Origin of the sequence: Glutamicibacter sp. (assembly GCF_050701915.1) — a bacterium.
In the GTDB taxonomy this organism is placed as follows: Bacteria; Actinomycetota; Actinomycetes; order Actinomycetales; family Micrococcaceae; genus Glutamicibacter.
This window is the reverse complement of the sequence record NZ_JBOGEG010000051.1, coordinates 1-19,971: the sequence shown is the minus strand read 5'-3', so window position 1 is coordinate 19,971 and position 19,971 is coordinate 1. Positions and strand designations below refer to the sequence as shown.

Genomic DNA, 19,971 nt, shown 5'->3' with positions numbered 1-19,971 from the left:
ACCTATTGGTTGCCGGCCACCGCCGTATTACGAATCCTTGGATCCTACGGGCGTGCTGCGAAGCGCTCGAGCAGGTCGACGTGCCCCGAGACGATCAGGACATCTCGGCGCGTGACCATGGTATCGGGCATCGCGTAGGTGAAATCCTCGCCCGGGGACTTCACGCCTACGATGGTCACCCCGTACTTGGAACGGACTTGGGATTGGGCCAGGGTGAAGCCCTGGGTTTCCTTGGGCGGGTACATCTTCACGATCGCGAAGCCGTCATCGAATTCGATGAAATCGAGCATGCGACCGCCGACCAGGTGCGCGGCACGCACCCCGGCATCGGCTTCTGGGTAGATGACGTGGTTAGCACCGATGCGAGTAAGAATCTTGCCATGGGAGGGCGTAATGGCCTTGACCCACAGGTGCTCGATGCCCAGATCCACCAGGTTCACGGTGATCAGCACGGAGGATTCGATGGAGGTACCCACACCCACGACGGCAGAGGAGAATTCCTGGGCGCCGAGCTGGCGCAGTGCATCAATATTGGTCGCGTCGGCCGCGACCACGTGGGTCAGGGTGCTGGCCCACTGCTGAACGAGTTCCGGGCTGCGCTCGATGGCCAGCACCTCGCGTCCCTGCTTGACCAGCGTCTCAGCGACAGATGCACCGAAGCGGCCCAAGCCGATAACCAGCACCGGGGCATTGTGTTCTATGTTCTTGTCAGCCAATGAGCGGCCTTTCTTCTGGGAGTCTGAACAGCGTATTGCGGTGGCGCATGGTCAACGCGCTGGCGAGCGTAATACTGCCGATGCGTCCGGCAAACATCAATGCGCTGAGCACATACTTGCCGGCTGGCGGCACTTCTTGCGAAACCCCACTGCTCAGCCCCACGGTAGCAAAGGCCGAGATCGACTCGAACAGGGCTCGCGAGAAGCCCACCGATTCGTCGATTGTCACCAGCGCCCCGGTAGCGACCATTACCAGCGAAGCGCCCATGGCGACCACGGAGATGGCCACGCGCATGGTGCCCTGCGGAATCTGCCGGCCAAAGGCCTTCGCGTCCGTATCGCCACGGACCTCGGCCAAAATCGCCAAGAACATCACGGCAATGGTGGTGACCTTGATGCCGCCTGCGGTGGAAGCTGAACCGCCACCGGCAAACATCAATGCGTCGGTCAACAAGATGGTCACTTGGTGGATGTCGTTCTGGTCCACCAGATTGAAGCCGCCAGAACGTGTCATGGTGGAGGCGAAGAGTCCATGAATGAGCTTTTCGCTGATGGATAAGCCGCCGATGGTTTTGGGGTTGGCCCATTCGAAGACCAGCCACAGGAAGGATCCGGCAAAGAGCAGGATCGTGGTGGTGAGCATGGTCAGCTTGGTGTGCAGGTTCCACTTCTTCATGTTGAACTTGTGCGCCAGCAACACCATGATCACCGGGAAACCCAAGGAACCGGTGAATACGCCCGCCATCAATGGGCCCAAGATCCACAGGTCGGTTTCGTAGGGAACCAATCCGTCGGAGTGCGGGGTGAATCCAGCGTTGTTGAAACCCGACACTGCATAGAAGATTCCATGCCAGATGGAGGACAGGACGCTTTCACCCAAAACGTAGAAGCGCGGGATCAAAAAGAGCGCGATAACCGCCTGCAGGCTGACCGCCGTGAGGATCACGATGCGCAGCAGTGAACTGACTTCACCCAGCGCTGAGGCTCCAGAACTGTTCATCGAGTTCTGGGCCATCAGCTTGGCGCGCACACCCAGCTTGCGCGATACCGCCAGGGACATAATTGAGGCCAGGGTCAAAATGCCCAGGCCGCCCATGAATGTCGCGACCAGCATGATCAGCTGGCCGGCAAAGGACCAATGCACAGCGGTGGAGACGGTTGTTAGGCCGGTAACGCAAACTGCCGACACTGCGGTGAATAATGCGTCATGCAGCGCCGTGGCTTCACCGGTGGCCGAAGAAAACGGGGCCGCGAGCAGGGAGGTGAACAACGTGATTGCCAATAAGAAGGCGCCAAGAGTCAAGCGCGCGGGCGAGCGCACGGTGAAATCGGCAACTGCTATGCGTACCGCCAGCCATTTTTTGCGTCGCTGTTCACGCATTTCAGCTGCCCGGGCGCTTGGGCCCGATGCACTGGCTGTGCTCATGTATTACTCGCCGTTTCCTTGGGAACAGTTCTTTGCCATGCGGAATTGAAGTCCTCCTAGTAATTTACGCGGTTCCACCGCTAAACGCTTGCGTTGCCCGCACAAAGACCCGACAAGCCGCGCAATCTGCCATAAATTCATGAGTTGGATCACTATCGGGTAGCCTGAAATCGTGTTAGATCCGCAGCATGCCCCACGGCCCACCATGGTGATGTGGGATGAACAATATCTGAAGTACAAATTCAGCGACTGGCATCCGATGCACCCCTCGCGGCTCGAGCTGACTTATCGGCTCAGCGACGAGCTGGATGTTTTCGGTGCGCAGAACGTCACGATCCAGGCTCCGGATGTTGCCGATGATGCGGTTATCGGCACGGTCCATGAGCAAAACTACATCGATCAGGTGCGGAGGGTCAGCCAAGACCCAACTCTGGTTGCCGAAGAATTCGGCTTGGGTACTGAAGACGACCCCGTATTCGCCGGGATGCATGAAGCGGCCGGACGCATTGTTGGCGGTTCGGTGATGGCGGCCCAAGCCATCATGGATCAAGATGCGGTCCGTGCGGTGAACTTCGCCGGTGGCATGCACCACGCCGCGAAGAGCAAGGCCAGCGGTTTCTGTATCTATAATGACGCTGCTGCTGCGATCCATCGCATGCTGGAACAGGGCGCCAATCGTGTGGTCTACATCGATGTGGACGCGCATCATGGGGATGGCACCGAGTCGATCTTCTGGGATGACGAACGTGTGCTGACTATTTCCATCCATGAATCAGGACTGTCGCTGTTCCCCGGCACGGGATTCGCCAATGAAATTGGTGGCAAGAACGCCGAAGGCAGCGCAGTAAATGTTGCCTTGCCGGCAATGACCGGGGACTCAGGGTGGATGCGTGCCTTCCATGCGGTCGTTCCGCAGCTGGTGCGCGCCTTCAAACCGGAGATCATCGTCTCCCAGCACGGTTGTGATGCGCACCGTGATGACGACATGACCAACTTGAAGCTGTCGGTTGACGCGCAACGCCAAGCGGCCATGGATATTTCCCAATTGGCAGATGAGCTGTGCGAGGGCCGGTGGCTGGCTACCGGAGGCGGGGGATACAACGTCACCGCCGTCGTGCCGCGTACCTGGACCCACCTGACGGCGATTGTTGCCGGCAAGCCGGTGCCGTTGCGTACCTATGTCCCAGAAACCTTCCGCCGCTATGTACTGGAAAGGTACGGTCGGGCCATGCCTTACCTCATGGGTGATGATGCCCAGCTGTGGTGGCGCAACTGGGAAGTTGGCTATGATCCGGCCGATCCGGTGGACCGAACCATAATTGCTACACGCAAGGAAATTTTCCCGCTTTTTGGTCTTGATCCCTGGTTTGACTAGAGTCGCGTTTCTGCGACCATCGGGCGCAGCAACGCGACTTCACGGCTTATTCGGCATGGGAATCGATTGCCATTCGTTCATATGCCGTTAGGGTTATGTGTGTGGCAATTGATGAAGTATTTTCGGCGTTGGCTGAACCAACCCGACGAAAGATTATAGAAGCGCTCAAGAACGAGCCGAAAGCCGTGGGCACCCTGGTCACTGAACTGGAGATCTCGCAGCCGACCGTTTCCAAGCACCTGAAGGTATTGCGCGAAGCTGAGCTCGTGAGCATGGCTGCTGCCGGGCAGCGGCGCATCTACAGCATTGATACCTCAGCGCTGGAAGACCTCGTGCATTGGTGCGCAGATTTGGTGCCTGCCCAACCGGCGGGCCAGGAGCTGGCAACGACGGAATCCGAAGCCGAGGGGCAGCTGGCGACGGTGTCGAATCCAACGGCTCAGCAGATCGGCCGCCGCGTGGGCCAAGGTCTGGAACAAGTAACTGGACGTGCGCAAGAATTTTTCGAAAAACTTCCACGGTTCGGGCGTCGCCGCTAACTGTTGTCCAGTCTTCGACGCTGCGACCGTGCAATATGGTCAATCTTTTAAGTTACGCGCGCAATCCTGTTTTATAACATGAAAATTTTGTTCAGAATGCCCAGCATGGCATTCTCGTGTGCGGGGCAGTGACGCCGGCAATGAGGCCCCTTGTGCGCCTGTGCCTGCCCCAAGTGATGAGGAGAAAAACTTGGATAAGCACTTAGCGACGATTCGCGACGAAGTCTTCCGCCGCAATCCCGGCGAAGCAGAATTCCACCAGGCCGTCACGGAAGTATTCGATAGCCTTGAAGCTGTATCGGTCAAGCATCCTGAATACGCTGAAGCCGCAATCCTGCAGCGTTTGTGCGAACCTGAACGCCAGATCATCTTCCGCGTGCCATGGGTTGACGACGAAGGCCGCGTGCAGATCAACCGTGGCTTCCGCGTTGAATTCAACTCGGCCCTGGGCCCATATAAGGGCGGTCTGCGTTTCCACCCATCGGTTTACCTTGGCATCGTCAAGTTCCTGGGCTTCGAACAGATCTTCAAGAACTCCCTGACCGGCATGCCTATTGGCGGCGGCAAGGGCGGCTCGGACTTCGACCCACGCGGCAAGTCCGATGGCGAAGTAATGCGCTTCTGCCAGTCCTTCATGACTGAGCTCTACCGACACATTGGCGAATACACCGACGTGCCAGCCGGCGATATCGGCGTGGGCGGCCGCGAAATCGGTTACCTCTTCGGCCAGTACAAGCGCATCACCAACCGCTACGAGTCCGGCGTGCTGACCGGCAAGGGCTTGAGCTGGGGCGGTTCCCTGGTTCGCCCGGAAGCCACCGGCTACGGTGCAGTGATCTTCACCGAAGAAATGCTCAAGACCCGCGGCCAGACCTTCGATGGCCAGCGCGTGGTCGTTTCCGGTTCGGGCAACGTGGCTATCCACGCCATCGAGAAGGCGCAGGCACTGGGAGCGAAGGTCGTTACGGCTTCCGACTCGGCTGGCTTCATCGTTGACGAGGGCGGCATCGACCTGGATCTGCTGCGTCAGATCAAGGAAGTTGAGCGCGGTCGCATCTCCGAGTATGCCGAGCGCCGTGGCAGCAAGAAGGCCAAGTACGTTGCAGGCGGCAGCGTCTGGGATGTTGCAGGTACCGTGGCGCTGCCTTGCGCAACCCAGAACGAATTGGGTGCTGAGGCTGCAAAGAAGATGGTTGCAGCTGGCACCATCGCCGTAGCCGAAGGCGCCAACATGCCTACTACCGCTGAAGCGACCTCGATCTTCCAGGACGCTGGCGTGCTCTTTGGCCCGGGCAAGGCTGCCAACGCTGGTGGTGTTGCTACCTCGGCTCTGGAGATGCAGCAGAACGCTAGCCGCGATGCCTGGAGCTTCGAGCACACCGAACGTCGCCTGACCGAGATCATGGTCGGCATTCACGCCAGCTGTGCTACCACTGCAGACGAGTACGGAATGCCAGGCAACTACGTCGCTGGCGCCAACATCGCAGGCTTCGTGAAGGTGGCTGACGCAATGCTCGCACAGGGCGTCATCTAATAATTTAGATTGTTGCAATCCGTGTGATTTCCCTGGGGACCCAGTGAAATCACACGGATTGTCTCGTTCAGGCATCAAAAAATGTGATTCAGATGGACACCGGTGTGTTTCGTGATGCAAAAGTTACAAAAGTGCGATTAGACTAGTACAAAGCGAACGTGAACCTGAACCGCCGATGTTGATCCAAAGTCGTGTAAGTTCATCTTCGCTAAATTAACGCGACGAATTAGAGATCAGCGTCAGGAGAATATCCCGTATGACGGATAAACAGAATTTTGCCGGAGCCCGCTTCATGACTGTGGCCGAAGTGGCCGACATGATGCGCGTTTCCAAAATGACCGTTTATCGGCTGATCCACGCCGGTGATCTGCCTGCTGTTCAGTTCGGTCGCTCCTATCGCGTTCCGGAAAACGCCGTGGAATCTTATCTGAATGCCGCGGCCATTGATCCGCAGCACGGTACCGGTTCCTACGGCCGATAGTCCGCGCGATGGTCAGAGCATGACCGAAAAGCGGGTAATCTGTTAAGGAACGTTTAACGTCCGGTCAACCTTGTCCTTGCGCTCGCGCGCAAGCAGGCGTTTGGGGTTGACGCATTTATTTAGTTTGTGAGGAACCACTATGGGCTCTGTTATCAAGAAGCGCCGCAAGCGTATGTCGAAGAAGAAGCACCGCAAATTGCTTCGTAAGACCCGCCACCAGCGTCGTAATAAGAAGTAAATCTACTTCTGAGCATTTGCCGCTTGGCAATCATCGCCACCGCTTCACAGTGAAACTGCTGAACGGTGGCGATTGCTTTATCCAAAGCCGCCCAGTGCCCGCCTAAGAGCCGGAACGGCGCAGAATGGACCGTCGAGCCGCCCAGAGCGCTCCAAGCACTCCAGCGGTCTTCAGGCCCAGTTTGGCCGCTCGCTGTCCGGTGCGGAAGTCATAGACCTGCCAACCGCGGCGCTTGGCATAGGCGCGGAGCCGGGCATCGGGGTTGATGCACACAGGATGGCCCACAGCTTCAAGCAAGGGAACATCATTGTAGGAATCCGAGTACGCCCAGGATTTCGACAGCGCGATCCCACGAGCCTTCGCCAGGGTGCGCACCGCCTGCGCCTTCTCCGCAGCGTGCAGGATCGGGCTGGCCAGCGCCCCGGTGTAAAAACCGTCTTCGCTGGCCACTACGGTGCCCAATGCGCCGGTAAGTTCGAGACGTTCTGAGATGACATTCGCCACTTCCAGGGGAGTGGCCGTGACCAGCCAGACTTCGCGCCCCACCGTCCGATGCTGGCGAGCAATTGCTACCGTACCGGCCCAAAGCTTTGGTTCGATGTATTCGTCATAGATCTCGTTGCCGATCTTCTCAATCTCGGACACCGGAATCCCGCGGACCATCATCAACGCACGGTCGCGAATCTGGTGAATGTCGCCGAGGTGTTCACCGCGCGCGGCAAAGCGCAGCTGCTTGAGTGCGAACCAGAGGATTTCACGGAATTGGAAGAAACGGCGCTCATGCAGCTTGCGAGCCAGCAGATACAGCGATGCACCGCGCACAAGGGTGTTATCGACATCGAAGAAAGCGGCAACCGTTTCCGGAGCTAGGGCGGAATTCGGGCTGGGGTGTGGATCGATGGAAGACATTTGATCCAGTTTATTTCATCGCCAAGTTTAAGCGTGGTTACGGCTCGTGAGATTATAGGCAGGTGAGTACTTTGCATCAGATCCAGCTATTGGTTCGAGAAGGCTGCCACCTGTGCCAGGCCGCACGCGCAACCGTGGCCGAGGTGACTGGCCGGCTGAATATGGAATTTTCCGAACTCGATATTGACCAGCATCCTGAATTGCTGGCCAAGCACCATGAAGAAGTGCCGGTCCTGCTCATCAACGGAGAAGTCCGCGACTTCTGGCACATCGACGCACAGCGTCTAGAACGACTACTGAGCAGTTAGCCGCTGCCGAATTCATGAATATGCGTTGTGCTCTTGAAGAGCACCGAAAAGTGCGGGAGAACGAAGATGTCAGAGCTTGAAGCCCGGGTCTTGCCTGAGGCCACGCTGGCTCGACTGACCCAATACCTGCGCGCGCTGAACGCCCTCGAAGCCCAAGGCCTGGAACGCACCAGTTCCGGCGTGCTGGCCAAGGAAGCCGGTGTGAACCCCTCCATCCTGCGCAAAGACCTTTCATGGTTGGGTTCATACGGAACCCGCGGTGTGGGCTATGTGGTCCGCGAACTGGCAGAACATATCAGCCGCACCCTCGGCCTGAACCAGGACTGGCGTGTGGCCATCCTCGGTGCCGGTAACCTCGGTCGTGCGCTCAGCGGCTATGCAGGTTTCAGGACTCGTGGTTTCAACGTCAAGGCGATCCTGGATATCGACCCCGCACTGGTCGGCAGCGCAGTCGGCGAGCTGCACGTGGAAGCGATTGCGGATCTGGCCACAGTTGTCGAACGCGAAGAAATCAACATTGCCGTTCTGGCAATCCCTGGCGATGCCGCGCAGGACCTGGTCTACGAACTAGCCGAGCTTTCGGTCCGCTCGGTGCTCTCGTTCGCACCGATGCCGCTTCGCGTACCAGCGGGAATGAACCTGCGTCGCGTTGATCTTTCCACTGAATTGCAGATCCTGGCTTACCTCGCCGTCCAAGGCTGAAGCCAAGCAAACGACAAAAGGCGTAGCCGCGTCATCCCTTGGTTGGGTGAAGCGGCTACGCCTTTACTGTTCTCGCCGAGCCTCGTGAAGAGACTCGGCCACGCGTTTAGCGGAAGCCGGCCAGGCGGGCCTGACGGCGCTGCGCAATGTATTGCGAGGAAGGGCGCAACCAGGCGAAGACCACACCGGCGATGCCCAGCAAGATGCCCGCAACGTAGACCGCGTTGATAATTCCGGCTTGAGTGTCAGCGAACATGCTGATCATTGGAACGATAGTCACCAGGTTCAGCAGCGAAAGCGCACCGAGGATCGTGGCGATAATGCGCATGGCACCCACGCCGCGGCCAACGAAGAAGCCCACCAGGAAGTACAGGGCCAAGGTGATGATCATGGTGACAATCACGAAGGTCGACATCATGGAATTGACCTGGGCCATGAAGGCCTCAGGGCTTGCCATCATCTGTTCAACCAGTGGATCCTGCTCCATTCCGGGGCTGCTCTGCATCTGGTTCTGGAACTCTTCTTGAACCAGCGACCACTGCTGGCCAATCATGTTGGCCATCATGTTGGAATTGGTCATCAGCCAGCTGGCGAGGGCACTGAAAATGCCTGCCAGCATGATCAGCCCAAAGGCGATAGCCAAGGTCCGCGGCCGCTCGGCCGGTGGCTGCACTCCGGCGTAACCGCCCTGCTGGGCATACTGGTCGTAGCCCGGAGCCTGCGGCTGCCCGTAAGGATTTGGATTCTGGCCGTACGGGTTCTGCCCGTATGGCGAAGGCTGCTGGCCGTAGGGGTTTTCGCCGTAGGGGTTCTGCGATGGACCCTGGCCCGAAGAGTTGGGGTTGTAGGGCTGGCCCGGCTGGTTAGGATCGTTGTCGCTCATGATGCGTCCTTCTGGGTCGAACTATCTTATTGACTAAGCGTAGTGGCAGTCGTTTGTGAGCAACCCCTCCGAAAGGATGGTTTTTCCATATGGGATTCCAATGCGTGTCCTGTGAATAGTTGACGGTGGCCACAATATGGCTAATTTGCACCGAATATTTGAGACACTGGAAGCATGCCTTTATCGACCGTCCATTTGTTGCGCCATGGGGAAGTTTTCAACCCTGACCGTATGCTCTACGGCCGGATCCCCGGCTTCGGGCTCTCGGAACTCGGATTCCAGATGGCCGATGGGGCAGGAGAATATTTTGCCAAGCGCCAGGCAGAAGGCGGCAACGTGGTCCGCCTGGTAGCCTCACCGCTCTTGCGCGCCCAGCAGACTGCTGCACCGACCTCCAAGGCTCTGGACCTGCAGGTCCACACCGATGAGCGGGTTATCGAAGCCGGCAACAAGCTTGAGGGCCTGTCCAAGGTCGCCGAACACCTGCGTCAGCCGAAGTACTGGCCGCTTCTGGTCAACCCGCTGAAGCCGTCATGGGGCGAACCGTATGCTGAGCAGGTAGCTCGCATGCGCCTGGCCATGGATGAGCACCGCAAGGCCGCCCTCGCCGAGCACGGCGAAGGATCGGAAGTCATAATCGTCAGCCACCAGCTGCCGATCTGGGTTACGCGCCGCGCCGCGGAGAAGAGGCCGCTGTGGCACGATCCGCGCCAGCGCGAATGCACCCTGGCTTCCATCACCAGCTTTGATTTTGAGGGAGACGAATTGGTCTCCGTGCGTTACACCGAACCGTGCCCCGAGCTGCTTGCCGGCGCGGCGAATATCCCTGGAGCCTAAAGCAAAATGACAGATCCTGTGCCTAATCCTCGCCAATTGAGCCGCCGCACCATGTTGCGTTCGCTCATGGTTGCCGCCGCCGTGGTGCCTTTGGCTGCCTGCAGCGGCAAGGAAGATGCGCTGACCGCGCAAGCAAACAGCGGCGACGGCAAAAACTACATCGCTGGCGACGGCGCAGTGGAAGAGTACGAAGTTTCCAAGCGCAGCGAACCGGTTGCCATCAAGGCCACTACCTACCATGGCACCGATATCGACTTCACGCAGTGGCAGGGCAAGCCGGTAGTCATGAACTTCTGGTATGCCGCCTGCGCGCCGTGCCGGATCGAGGCACCGGATCTGAAGGAAATCGCTGAAGGCTTTGGCGAGAAGGTCGAATTCATCGGCGTCAACGTACGCGATGAATCCGAAGCCGCGAAGGCCTTTGAACGCACTTTCGATATTCCCTACGAGTCGGTGCAGGACACCGCCGGGGACATCCAGCTGGCGATGACCAAGTACGTCCCGCTGCAAGCCGTTCCATCCACCTTGGTGCTGGACCGCAAGGGCCGTGTCCGTGCCCGCGTGATCGGTGCGGTAGAGCCTGGCACCCTCAAGTCATTGATCAACTCCGCTTTGACCGAAGAGTTGTGAGCTGATCAGTGACCTCTAATCCCTTTGCCGACATCGTCCTGGACGGGTCGTTGCTGCTGGCTGCCCCAGTGGCACTGCTGGCCGGATTGGTCTCCTTCCTTTCGCCCTGCGTCCTTCCGCTGGTGCCGGGCTATCTCGGTTACGTCACCGGGTTGACTGGTGCGGATTTGAAGGAGCACCGACGCGGCCGTGTGGTCTCCGGCGTACTGCTCTTTGTCCTGGGATTCTCCGTGGTCTTTATCGCAGCGGGCGTGCTTTTCAGCCAGGCCTCCGCGTGGCTGAAATTCAACGGTTCCTGGGTCACCCAGGCGCTGGGCCTGGTCGTGGTCTTCATGGGCATCGTGTTCATGGGCGGCTTCTCCTGGATGCAGCGTGACCGCAAGATCCATAGGAAACCGCCTGCAGGCCTGTGGGGTGCCCCGGTTCTGGGACTGACCTTCGGCCTGGGGTGGGCACCGTGCATCGGCCCCACCTTGAGTGCGGTACTGATCATGTCCACCGGTGTGGACGCGAACGTAGGACGCGGAACCCTGCTGACCGTGTTCTATTGCCTCGGATTGGGTTTGCCCTTCATCCTGATTGCAATGGGGCTGCAGCGCGGCATGCAGGCGCTGGCGTTCTTCCGCAAGCACCAAGTTTTCATCATGCGTTTGGGCGGGGGACTACTCATTGCCCTGGGACTGGTTATGGTCACCGGCCTCTGGGGAACATGGGTAGCAGAACTGCAAAACTGGTTTGCCAATGAAGTGAGGTTGCCAATTTAATGGCGAAACAACAACGGAATTCCAAGGGCACCGGCGACGCGCCTGCCTTGGGATTCGTGGGCTCCATGCGTTGGATCTGGACCCAGCTGACATCGATGCCAACAGCCTTGTTCTTGCTGTTGCTGCTCGCCGTCGCTGCGGTACCGGGTTCGATCTTCCCGCAGCGCGACGCCAACCCCGAATCTGTAGCCCAGTACCTGGAACAGCACACCACCGCTGGGCCATGGCTGGATCGCTTCCAGATGTTCGAAGTGTATTCATCGGTGTGGTTCTCCGCGATCTACATCTTGCTGTTCGTCTCGCTGATTGGCTGCATCGTCCCGCGTGTGAAGAAGCATGCCAAAGCCTTGCGCACCCCGCCGCCGCGGACCCCAGCGCGACTCGAACGCCTGCCCCAGTACAGCTCGCATGAAATTCTAGAAGGCGAGACGGACACGCCGGATGACCAGCAAGTCATCGAGGATTCGTTCAAGATCCTGAAGAAGCGCGGCTACCGCGTCGAGCGCCGCGAAGATGCCACCGGAGCCTCGGTTGCCGCAGAGCGCGGGTACACCCGCGAAATCGGCAACCTGCTCTTCCACATCTCGCTGATGGGCGTACTGGCTTCGGCGGCAATCGGCGGCGCCCTCGGATACACCGGTCAGCGCGTGGTCGTCGAGGGGGAGACCTTCGTGAATTCGTTGGTAGCCTACGACTCCTTCACCCCTGGCACCGGCTTCAACGCCGACCATTTGCCGCCCTTTGCTGTGACGCTGGACAAATTCGACATCATCTTCGACCGCGAATCCGAATCGCATTTCGGACAGCCGCTGGACTTCACCGCCCACGTCCAGGTACGCGAATCGGCCGACGCCGACCCAGTGAAGCAGGAGCTGAAGGTCAACCATCCGCTGCGGATCAGCGGCGGTGACGTGTACCTGGTGGGCAACGGCTACGCCCCGGTGATCACCGTCAAGGATGGCAACGGCAATATCTCGTATTCCGGTCCAGCGGTTTCCATCCCGCAGGATTCGGTCTACACCTCGATGTTCGTGCTGAAGGTGCCGGACGCCGAGCCATCGCAGCTGGGCTTCCAGGGCTTCTTGCTGCCAACCGCACTGGTGGATGAGAACGGCTTCGGCATCTCGGGTGACCCCAACGCCATCAACCCGCAGCTTCACCTGAATTCGTACTTCGGGGATCTCGGCCTTGACGACGGCAATCCGCAAAACGTGTTCGTGCTGGACACGGACAAGATGGAACAGCTGAACAGCCGTGATTTGGATGCCGGTGGCATCATCCTCGAAGCAGGGCAGACCTACGAGCTGCCCGACGGCAAGGGCTCGATCACCTTTGACGACCTCAAGCGCTATGTCGCACTGGACATAAATCATGACCCGGGCAAGCTGCCAATCGGCATTTTCTCAGGTCTGGCGCTGCTTGGCCTTGCGGTCTCGCTGTTCACCCCGCGTCGCCGCGTCTGGGTGAAGCTGAAACAAGAAAACGGCAAGCGTAGTATCGAATACGCACTGCTGGCACGTGGCGAGGATCCGCGTCTGGAACGCGAAGCTGCAGAACTACAAAAGATCTTTGACAAGGCTTGGCCATTGGCAAGCCAGGAGCAGAACCAAGGAGCAGTAAATGGATAACGCCGGGGCATTAGCGCCAATCAATGAAACGCTGGGTGAATACAGCCAGTTGTTCATGCTGCTGGCCGCCATGGTCTACGGAGTAGTTTTCATCATTTTCGCCTTGGACCTGGCCAAAACCAACAAGTCCATCAGCGAGATGGATTCCCAAGCGCTCAAGCGCGATGAGGAACTGCTGGTTAGCGCCGGCGGCGCCGTGGGCACCAAGGCCCGTTCGCGCCGGGGCGCCGCTGCGCGTGCCGACAACGTCGGCGAGCATATCGTGACCGACAAGATGGAGTACACGCAGTTGTCGGCCAAGCGCCCCATGGCTCGCATTGCCGTGGTGCTGATGTGGCTGGCCGCTGCCCTGCACGGCGGTGCAGTGGTTTCCCGTGCGATGGCCGCACACCGCGTGCCCTGGGGCAACATGTACGAGTTCCTGTCCACCGGTGCATTCCTGGTGGCTCTGGTCTTCCTGCTGGTGCTGATCTTCAAGGATCTGCGCTTCATGGGATCCTTCATCTCCGGCCTGGTCACCTTGATGCTGTGCGGTGCCACCATCGGCTTCCCGACACCGGTTGGCCACCTCGTTCCTGCCCTGCAGTCGCCATGGATTGTCATTCACGTATCCATCGCCGTACTGGCATCCGCACTGTTTGCCATCAGCTTCGCCATGAATGTGCTGCAGCTGGTCCAGCATGCTCGCATGAACCGGCTGGCCGCTGGCCAGGACGACAAGCTGCCCTTCATGCGTGTAGTGCCAGGTGCTGGCGCATTGGAGAACTTCGCCTACCGCATCAACACCATCGGCTTCGTGATGTGGACCTTCACAGTAATCGCTGGTGCGATCTGGGCTGAGGCTGCTTGGAGCCGCTACTGGGGCTGGGATCCAAAGGAAGTTTGGTCCTTCGTGATCTGGGTTGTCTACGCAGGCTACCTGCACGCCCGTGCCACCGGTGGCTGGACCGGCCCACGCTCCGCCTGGTTGTCGATCATCGGCTTCCTGTGCGTGGTCTTCAACTTCACCATCGTGAATATCTTCTTCGACGGACTGCACTCCTACGCCGGAGTCTAGTTCCTGGAACTTCAGCACTGCGAGCGGTTCCCCTTTAACGGGGAAGCCGCTCGCAGTTGTTTAAGCGTGCATTGCAGGACCTGGCACACGGGCGCAGGGCCATGACCGGCTCCTGGCCCATGCCGTCCTTCCAGCGCCCGGAGAGGAAGCCCTGGGCATCTTAGTGCCTGCAAGTATGCCCGAAGCCCTCTATGGGGCATGAGAAAGCCCAGCGGCGCCGGCAAGGCGTGCTGGGCTGGTTGCCGGGGATCCCGGCAGAGCTAGGCGGCTATTCGGTTTCAGACGAAGAGTTGTCGGTGCCTTCTGGCTTGTTCTTGTGCTCCGCACCTGGCTTCGGCTCCTTGGCCTCAGGCTTGGCTGGTTTCTTGCCATCGTCCTTCTGCGCCTCTTCGCGTTTCGTGAGGTCTTGCTCACGCGCCTTCAAGTCGGCTTCCCGTTGCTGCTGGCGGCGCCAGACCTCCAGCTGGCGCAGGAAATCCTCATCGTCGTCCGGGGCCATGGACTTCTGCTCCGGGCCCCCAGTTGACGCAACAGGGCGACCCAAGAGGAACCACAAACCGGCTCCGATTAGCGGAAGAAGGATGATGACCGCATACCACGCAGGCTTAGGCAATGAACGAATGCTGCGGCGTTCTGCACGAGCGCATTCGATCAGGGTATAAATCGTCAAAGCAACCGAAACCACTGCGGCGAAAATTAAAAAGCGGACCATGCTTCCATTCTAGTGATAATCCTGTTCACAGGTTCATCGGTAGACTTGAGACTATGCAGTTTGTGAAATATACCGTTATCCGTCTAGGCATATTCCTAGCCGTTTTCCTGGGCCTCTGGTTGGGTATGAAGTGGCCAATCTTCGTTTCCGGAATTATCGGACTGGTCGTGGCCTTTGCGGTGGCCTACCTTTTCTTCAATAAACTTCGGCTAAAGGCGAACGAAGATATCCGCAATGCCTTCAGCAAGACCTCGGCAAACAAGACCAAGATGCAGCTAGCCGATGAAGCGGTCGAGGACGAATTCGACGAATCCCAGCGCAAGCAGATGCCTGGCGCGCAATAATTTCCCCACGCAGGTTCACCGCGAACTGCATAGCCCAGTTACCACCCCTGGCTGGCATGACGATTAACGAGATGGGCTGGCCGGATCACATGATCCGGCCAGCCCATCTCGTTTTGCAGGCCGCATTGGTGCCTAGGCCAAAACCTCGATGGCGATAGCCAAGGAGAAGAGCACCGCGTACACCACATTCACAATCCCGGTTTGCTTGAGCACCAGCACCAGTTTTGGCAGCTGCTGCTCGCGAAGCATCAGCATCGAAGGAGCCACGGCAGGAACGAAGGTGAGCAGGATCAGCCACATCCACGGGAAGGCGTTGGTGGCCAGCAACGGGAGCAGGACGGCTACCGCCAGCATCAGCACATAGCTCAGGCGGGCATTGTGTTCGCCAAGTCGTACCGCCAAGGTAATCTTCCCCACCTCTTTATCGGTAGGGATGTCTCGCACATTATTGGCCATCAGCAGGGCGCAGCCAATCAATCCGGTGCCGATAGCGCCCCACAGCGAAGCCATGGTCAGCTGGTTGATCTGGGTGAAGGTGGTACCCAAGGTGGCAACCAAGCCGAAGAAGATGAAGACGTAAATATCGCCCAGGCCGCGATAGCCGTAGGGATTCTTGCCGCCGGTGTAACCCCATGCGGCGAAGATCGCGGCGACGCCTACCAGCAGCAACGGCCACGAAGAAGAAATGATGACCAGGACCAGGCCGAAGATGGCGGCTAACCCGAAGCAGCCGAAAGCGGCATTGCGCACGTTCTTCGGCTCGGTGAGCTTGGAACCGGTCAGGCGCAGGGGGCCGACGCGTTCGTCATCGGTGCCCCGGATGCCGTCCGAGTAATCGTTGGAGTAGTTCACTCCCACCTGGAGCAGCAGGCCCACCAGCAGAGCCAAGACGAAACGGAACCAATGAACGGCTCCAGTTTCGCCGAGCGCGGCCGCGGTACCGATGACAACCGGGGCAATGACGATAGGCAAGGTGCGCAAACGCGCTCCAGAAACCCACTGGGAAAGTGTGGCCACTTTCTGTCCTTTCAGGGCAAGCGAAAACTCGTACCCTCTAGTTTCCCGCGATTAGGCGTGCAAGGCGAATCGAGACTAGTCGCGAACGCCTAGTTCTTCGATGACCAGCTGTCGATTGAACTTGCCGTTTGGCAGCTGCGGCAAGCCATGAGGGTAGTGGCGCACGTGCTTGGGCACCGCTTCCTTGCCCAAGGTCCGGCGCACCGCTTCAAAGGCATCGGCTGTACTGGTCGGACCCGAATAGGCCAGGCCAACGCTTTGGCCCCATTGCGGATCAGGCACCGGGACCACGATTGCCTGCGCGAAGAATTCTTCCAGCAGACCTTCAATCTTCGATGCCGAAAGCTTGATGCCTCCGGTATTGATCACATCATCGGCGCGTCCGATGATCTTCAAGCGCTGTCCTTCAACGGTGCCCAGATCATCGGTGACGTACCAGCGTGCACCATCGCGTTCAATGAAGTGCTCGGACGAAGCCTCGGGGGAGTTGGCGTATCCGTCGGCCAGCATGGGGCCGGAAACCCAGATGCGTCCCTCATGCGCTGCCAGCTGCACCCCAGGCAGTGCGGTGCCGTTGTAGACCAGTCCGCCGGAGGTTTCCGAAGAGCCATAGGTCTGGAAAATCTTCAGCCCATGATGGCGGGCGCTGACCAGCAGATCCCTGCTGGCTCGTGCACCGCCTAGGAGGATAGCGTCAAAGCGCTTCAGCGCCTGTAAGGTTTCTGGTGCGGGGTTATCCAGCAGCCGGGCAAGCTGGGTTGGGACCAGCGAGGTAATCCGGCGGGATTCGATCATTTGATTTGCGGCTTCGGTGAAGGCGGTGGCCGAGAAGCTGCCCTGGGTGTCCATCACCACGGGCTTGGTGCCGGCGAACAATGAACGCGTCAGCACGCTCAGTCCCGCCACATAGTGCACCGGCAAGGCCAACAGCCACTGGCCTTCGAAGCCGAGGAACTCGGCCGTGGCCTGCGCACTGGATGCCAACGCCGAAACGCTGAGCACCGTGCGCTTGGCCCGGCCGGTGGAACCGGAAGTCCGCACCACTGCCATGGGCTGCTCGAAACCTGGCAGGTCCCCTGGCGCCAAGTATTCGATGCGCCAGCCGCCGGGGCTGCCCTCATCAAGCAGTACCTCAACGGCCGGGCCCTCGTCATTGGCCGCCTTGGCCAAGGCAGCGAGCAGTTCAGAGAGTTGTTCGTCCATATCCGGTCCTCGTTCCTTCGCGGAAGATTAGAAGTAGTAAGGGTAGTTGGACCAATCCGGGTCACGCTTGCCCAGGAACGCGTCGCGTCCTTCTACTGCCTCATCTGTCATGTACGCCATGCGGGTGGCCTCGCCAGCGAAGACCTGCTGGCCGGCCAGGCCGTCATCGGCCAGGTTGAAAGCGAACTTCAGCATGCGGATGGCCTGCGGGGACTGGCGGGCAATATCGGCTGCGTACTCCAGGGCCACCTCTTCGAGGCGTTCGTGCTCTACCGACTCGTTGACCGCGCCCATGCGGACCATGTCATCGGCCGAGTACTCGCGGGCAAGGAAGAAGATCTCGCGGGCGGCCTTCTGCCCGACCTGGCGGGCGAGCAATGCCGAACCGTAGCCGGCATCGAAGGAACCGACGGTAGCGTCGGTCTGCTTGAACTTGCCGTTCTGCTTCGAAGCGATGGTCAGATCCGAGACCACATGCAGCGAATGGCCGCCACCGGCAGCCCAGCCGTTGACGACGCAGACGACAACCTTCGGCATGGTGCGCATCAGGCGCTGGACTTCCAGGATATGCAGGCGTCCGGCGCGCGCTGGGTCGATGGACTCGCGGGTCTCGCCTTCGGCATAGCGGTAGCCGTCGCGGCCACGGATGCGCTGGTCGCCGCCGGAGCAGAAGGCGTGTCCGCCGTCTTTTTCGGATGGGCCGTTGCCGGTCAGCAGCACGGTGGCTACATCGCTGGTCATCCGGGCATGATCCATGGCGCGGAACAACTCGTCCACGGTGTGCGGGCGGAAGGCGTTGCGCACCTCGGGGCGGTCGAAAGCGATGCGCACGGTTGGAAGGTCGCGCACGATGCTTCCGTCAGCGGCTCGCTGGACCTGGCGATGGTAGGTGATGTCGGTGAAGTCGAATCCCTCGACCACGCGCCAGCGCGTTGGATCGAAGACATCGGAGACCTTCTCGGGCAATGCGGAATTATTCAGGCTACTCACCCTATGAATGCTAGTCGGTTTCGTCAGGAACTCTAAGAAAGAAGGAGTAGACTCTTCACGGCCCGACTCGCGGTTGTGCGCGGATTTCCCGCCAATATGCCTTGGACCATCCAGTGAATCACCGGATTCATTTCACGATTTTTGCACGGATTCATTGAACGTGTCCGTAGGTCAGGAGTTCATCTATGCCATCTGGTCAGCATCACCCGGCAGCCCCGGAAATCAGCGCCGAGGGCTACAAGAAATCCCTGAGCCGCCGCCACGTCCAGATGATCGCGATCGGCGGAGCCATCGGCGTGGGCTTGTTCATGGGCTCCGGCGGGCGGCTGGCCTCGACCGGGCCGGCACTGGTGCTGTCCTATCTGGTGGCTGGCGCATTGGCGTACCTGCTGATGCGGGCACTGGGCGAACTGATCATGTACCGCCAGACTTCCGGTTCCTTTGTCTCGTACGCGGCTGAGCTCTTCGGCCCCAAGGGCGCCTTCATCTCGGGCTGGATGTACGTGCTGAATTGGATTATGACCGGCATTGCCGAGCTGATCGCCATCGGCCTGTACTTCCAGTATTTCTTCCCGAATGTTCCGGTCACCGTTTCCGCGTTCTGCGCGCTGTTGCTGCTGGTGGCCATCAACCTTTTCAGCGCCAAGGCCTTCGCAGAGTTTGAATTCTGGGCCGCCTGCATCAAGGTCACCGCGATTGTCCTGTTCCTGGCCGTGGGTACCTACTTGGTGGTGACCAACGCCCAGGTGGGAGACCACACCGCATCGGTGGCTAACCTCTTTATCGGCGATGAGAACGGCGAGGGCGGAATGTTCCCTCGCGGTTTCTTCGTCAGCATCCTGGTCCTGAACTCGGTGATCTTCGCCTACAACGCCATTGAACTGGTGGGCATTGCCGCCGGCGAGATGGAGAACCCGGAAAAGGAAGTTCCTTCGGCAATCCGTGCCGTGGTCGTTCGCATCCTGGTCTTCTACGTGGGCAGCGTCTCCCTGCTGGCCATGGTGCTGCCCTGGAATGAATACGAATCCGGGGTCAGCCCGTTTGTCACGGTCTTCGAGAAGATGGGACTGGGCTGGGTTGGCAGCGCGATGAATCTGGTGGTGATTACCGCGGCACTGTCCTCGTGCAACTCGGGCTTGTACTCCATCGGCCGCATCCTGCGCACCATGAGCGGCAACGGGCATGCCCCGCAGTGGCTCTCGAAGATGAACAAGCACTTTGTTCCGTCAACCGGCATTATCACCGTGGGCGTGGTCTATCTTGCCGGCGTCATCCTGAACATCTGGCTCGGTGATTCCTTCGCCTTTGACCTTGCCTTGAACACCGCATCCATCGGCGTGCTGTTCACCTGGGCCTCGATTTTCGGATGCCAGCTCATGCTGCGCAAGAAAAAGGGCACTGTATCCTCGCTGCCCATGCCTGGATCACCCATCACCGGCTGGATCGGCTTGATTTCCTTGCTGGTCATCACCGTCCTGATTTCTTTCGATACCTTGACCGGGGAAAACGGCGAGGTATTCACGGTGGGGCTGTACACGATCGCCACGATTCCGCTGTTCGCATTGCTGCTGTTCGGCGGTTGGCATCTAGCTCGCAAGCACGCCAAGTCGAGCGTCGATTTCTAAGCCGCCAACGATTCGGCGCCAATAGCCAAGGGGCCGCATCTGCACTGCAGATG

At 59.3% G+C, this 19,971-nt stretch carries 22 protein-coding genes; 14 read left to right on the top strand and 8 right to left on the bottom strand.

The features are described 5' to 3' along the window. Nucleotides 1-44: 44 nt before the first annotated feature. On the bottom strand, nt 45-683 hold the full coding sequence (locus tag ACRDT3_RS18090) for a potassium channel family protein (protein WP_105657082.1): 639 nt from the start codon (nt 681-683) through the stop codon (nt 45-47). A gap of 25 nt (nt 684-708) precedes the next feature. Beyond that, nucleotides 709-2,142: a TrkH family potassium uptake protein gene (locus ACRDT3_RS18085; protein WP_431494313.1), complete on the bottom strand. Its 1,434-nt coding sequence runs from the start codon at nt 2,140-2,142 to the stop codon at nt 709-711. 205 nt (nt 2,143-2,347) lie between these two features. Here ACRDT3_RS18085 and ACRDT3_RS18080 point away from each other — a divergent pair, with 205 nt between their 5' ends. From ACRDT3_RS18080 to ACRDT3_RS18060, 5 genes are all read left to right on the top strand, one after another. Next, nucleotides 2,348-3,517, top strand: coding sequence for an acetoin utilization protein AcuC (locus ACRDT3_RS18080; RefSeq protein ID WP_431494314.1), 1,170 nt, complete (start codon nt 2,348-2,350; stop codon nt 3,515-3,517). 95 nt (nt 3,518-3,612) lie between these two features. Further along, nucleotides 3,613-4,056 (top strand): ArsR/SmtB family transcription factor, encoded by a 444-nt coding sequence (locus ACRDT3_RS18075; protein ID WP_431494312.1) that lies wholly within the window; start codon nt 3,613-3,615, stop codon nt 4,054-4,056. 190 nt (nt 4,057-4,246) lie between these two features. Further along, nucleotides 4,247-5,590 carry an NADP-specific glutamate dehydrogenase gene (gdhA, locus tag ACRDT3_RS18070; RefSeq protein WP_431494311.1) on the top strand — a complete coding sequence of 448 codons (1,344 nt, stop codon included), beginning with the start codon at nt 4,247-4,249 and terminating at the stop codon, nt 5,588-5,590. A gap of 256 nt (nt 5,591-5,846) precedes the next feature. Next, nucleotides 5,847-6,071, top strand: coding sequence for a helix-turn-helix domain-containing protein (locus ACRDT3_RS18065; RefSeq protein WP_013349804.1), 225 nt, complete (start codon nt 5,847-5,849; stop codon nt 6,069-6,071). A 139-nt stretch (nt 6,072-6,210) separates the two neighbouring features. After that, nucleotides 6,211-6,309: a 30S ribosomal protein bS22 gene (locus ACRDT3_RS18060; protein ID WP_005504750.1), complete on the top strand. Its 99-nt coding sequence runs from the start codon at nt 6,211-6,213 to the stop codon at nt 6,307-6,309. A 102-nt stretch (nt 6,310-6,411) separates the two neighbouring features. Here ACRDT3_RS18060 and ACRDT3_RS18055 read toward each other — a convergent pair whose 3' ends face one another. After that, nucleotides 6,412-7,218 (bottom strand): HAD family hydrolase, encoded by an 807-nt coding sequence (locus ACRDT3_RS18055; protein WP_431494310.1) that lies wholly within the window; start codon nt 7,216-7,218, stop codon nt 6,412-6,414. Between the two features lie 62 nt (nt 7,219-7,280). On the opposite strand from ACRDT3_RS18055, the gene ACRDT3_RS18050 reads away from it, so the two are divergent. Together ACRDT3_RS18050 and ACRDT3_RS18045 are read left to right on the top strand one after the other, a co-directional pair. Further along, nucleotides 7,281-7,526, top strand: coding sequence for a glutaredoxin family protein (locus ACRDT3_RS18050; protein ID WP_431494309.1), 246 nt, complete (start codon nt 7,281-7,283; stop codon nt 7,524-7,526). Between the two features lie 27 nt (nt 7,527-7,553). Next, nucleotides 7,554-8,228 carry a redox-sensing transcriptional repressor Rex gene (locus ACRDT3_RS18045; protein WP_431494308.1) on the top strand — a complete coding sequence of 225 codons (675 nt, stop codon included), beginning with the start codon at nt 7,554-7,556 and terminating at the stop codon, nt 8,226-8,228. Between the two features lie 106 nt (nt 8,229-8,334). Here ACRDT3_RS18045 and ACRDT3_RS18040 read toward each other — a convergent pair whose 3' ends face one another. Next, nucleotides 8,335-9,111 (bottom strand): hypothetical protein, encoded by a 777-nt coding sequence (locus ACRDT3_RS18040; protein WP_431494307.1) that lies wholly within the window; start codon nt 9,109-9,111, stop codon nt 8,335-8,337. A gap of 174 nt (nt 9,112-9,285) precedes the next feature. On the opposite strand from ACRDT3_RS18040, the gene ACRDT3_RS18035 reads away from it, so the two are divergent. Genes ACRDT3_RS18035 through ccsB form a run of 5 tightly spaced genes read left to right on the top strand, consistent with a single transcriptional unit; the run spans nt 9,286 to nt 14,027 of the window. After that, complete coding sequence (locus ACRDT3_RS18035; RefSeq protein WP_431494306.1) at nt 9,286-9,948, top strand: histidine phosphatase family protein; 663 nt, start codon at nt 9,286-9,288, stop codon at nt 9,946-9,948. A 6-nt stretch (nt 9,949-9,954) separates the two neighbouring features. Continuing rightward, nucleotides 9,955-10,578, top strand: coding sequence for a TlpA family protein disulfide reductase (locus tag ACRDT3_RS18030; protein ID WP_431494305.1), 624 nt, complete (start codon nt 9,955-9,957; stop codon nt 10,576-10,578). A gap of 8 nt (nt 10,579-10,586) precedes the next feature. Beyond that, on the top strand, nt 10,587-11,342 hold the full coding sequence (locus tag ACRDT3_RS18025) for a cytochrome c biogenesis CcdA family protein (protein WP_431494304.1): 756 nt from the start codon (nt 10,587-10,589) through the stop codon (nt 11,340-11,342). Next, nucleotides 11,342-12,970 (top strand): cytochrome c biogenesis protein ResB, encoded by a 1,629-nt coding sequence (resB, locus tag ACRDT3_RS18020; RefSeq protein ID WP_431494303.1) that lies wholly within the window; start codon nt 11,342-11,344, stop codon nt 12,968-12,970. Before ACRDT3_RS18025 ends, resB begins: the two co-directional genes overlap by 1 nt. Next, nucleotides 12,963-14,027 carry a c-type cytochrome biogenesis protein CcsB gene (ccsB, locus tag ACRDT3_RS18015; RefSeq protein WP_431494302.1) on the top strand — a complete coding sequence of 355 codons (1,065 nt, stop codon included), beginning with the start codon at nt 12,963-12,965 and terminating at the stop codon, nt 14,025-14,027. The genes resB and ccsB overlap by 8 nt, the downstream gene beginning before the upstream one ends. Nucleotides 14,028-14,295: 268 nt before the next feature. On the opposite strand, the gene ACRDT3_RS18010 is transcribed toward ccsB, so the two are convergent. Beyond that, a complete protein-coding gene (locus ACRDT3_RS18010; protein WP_431494301.1) occupies nt 14,296-14,739 on the bottom strand; it encodes a PLD nuclease N-terminal domain-containing protein in 444 nt (147 codons plus the stop codon). Between ACRDT3_RS18010 and ACRDT3_RS18005 the strand changes: the two genes are divergently transcribed. Then, nucleotides 14,640-15,083, top strand: a complete 444-nt coding sequence (locus ACRDT3_RS18005) for a DUF4229 domain-containing protein (RefSeq protein WP_431494300.1) — start codon at nt 14,640-14,642, stop codon at nt 15,081-15,083. The two genes, ACRDT3_RS18010 and ACRDT3_RS18005, sit on opposite strands and share 100 nt — an antisense overlap. A gap of 132 nt (nt 15,084-15,215) precedes the next feature. Here ACRDT3_RS18005 and ACRDT3_RS18000 read toward each other — a convergent pair whose 3' ends face one another. From ACRDT3_RS18000 to ACRDT3_RS17990, 3 genes are all read right to left on the bottom strand, one after another. Continuing rightward, complete coding sequence (locus ACRDT3_RS18000) at nt 15,216-16,100, bottom strand: 1,4-dihydroxy-2-naphthoate polyprenyltransferase (protein ID WP_431494299.1); 885 nt, start codon at nt 16,098-16,100, stop codon at nt 15,216-15,218. Between the two features lie 75 nt (nt 16,101-16,175). After that, complete coding sequence (locus ACRDT3_RS17995) at nt 16,176-17,303, bottom strand: AMP-binding protein (protein ID WP_431494298.1); 1,128 nt, start codon at nt 17,301-17,303, stop codon at nt 16,176-16,178. Nucleotides 17,304-17,330: 27 nt separating this feature from the next. Then, nucleotides 17,331-18,293: a 1,4-dihydroxy-2-naphthoyl-CoA synthase gene (locus ACRDT3_RS17990; RefSeq protein ID WP_431494297.1), complete on the bottom strand. Its 963-nt coding sequence runs from the start codon at nt 18,291-18,293 to the stop codon at nt 17,331-17,333. Nucleotides 18,294-18,478: 185 nt separating this feature from the next. Here ACRDT3_RS17990 and ACRDT3_RS17985 point away from each other — a divergent pair, with 185 nt between their 5' ends. Then, complete coding sequence (locus ACRDT3_RS17985; protein ID WP_431494296.1) at nt 18,479-19,918, top strand: amino acid permease; 1,440 nt, start codon at nt 18,479-18,481, stop codon at nt 19,916-19,918. Nucleotides 19,919-19,971 lie beyond the last annotated feature (53 nt).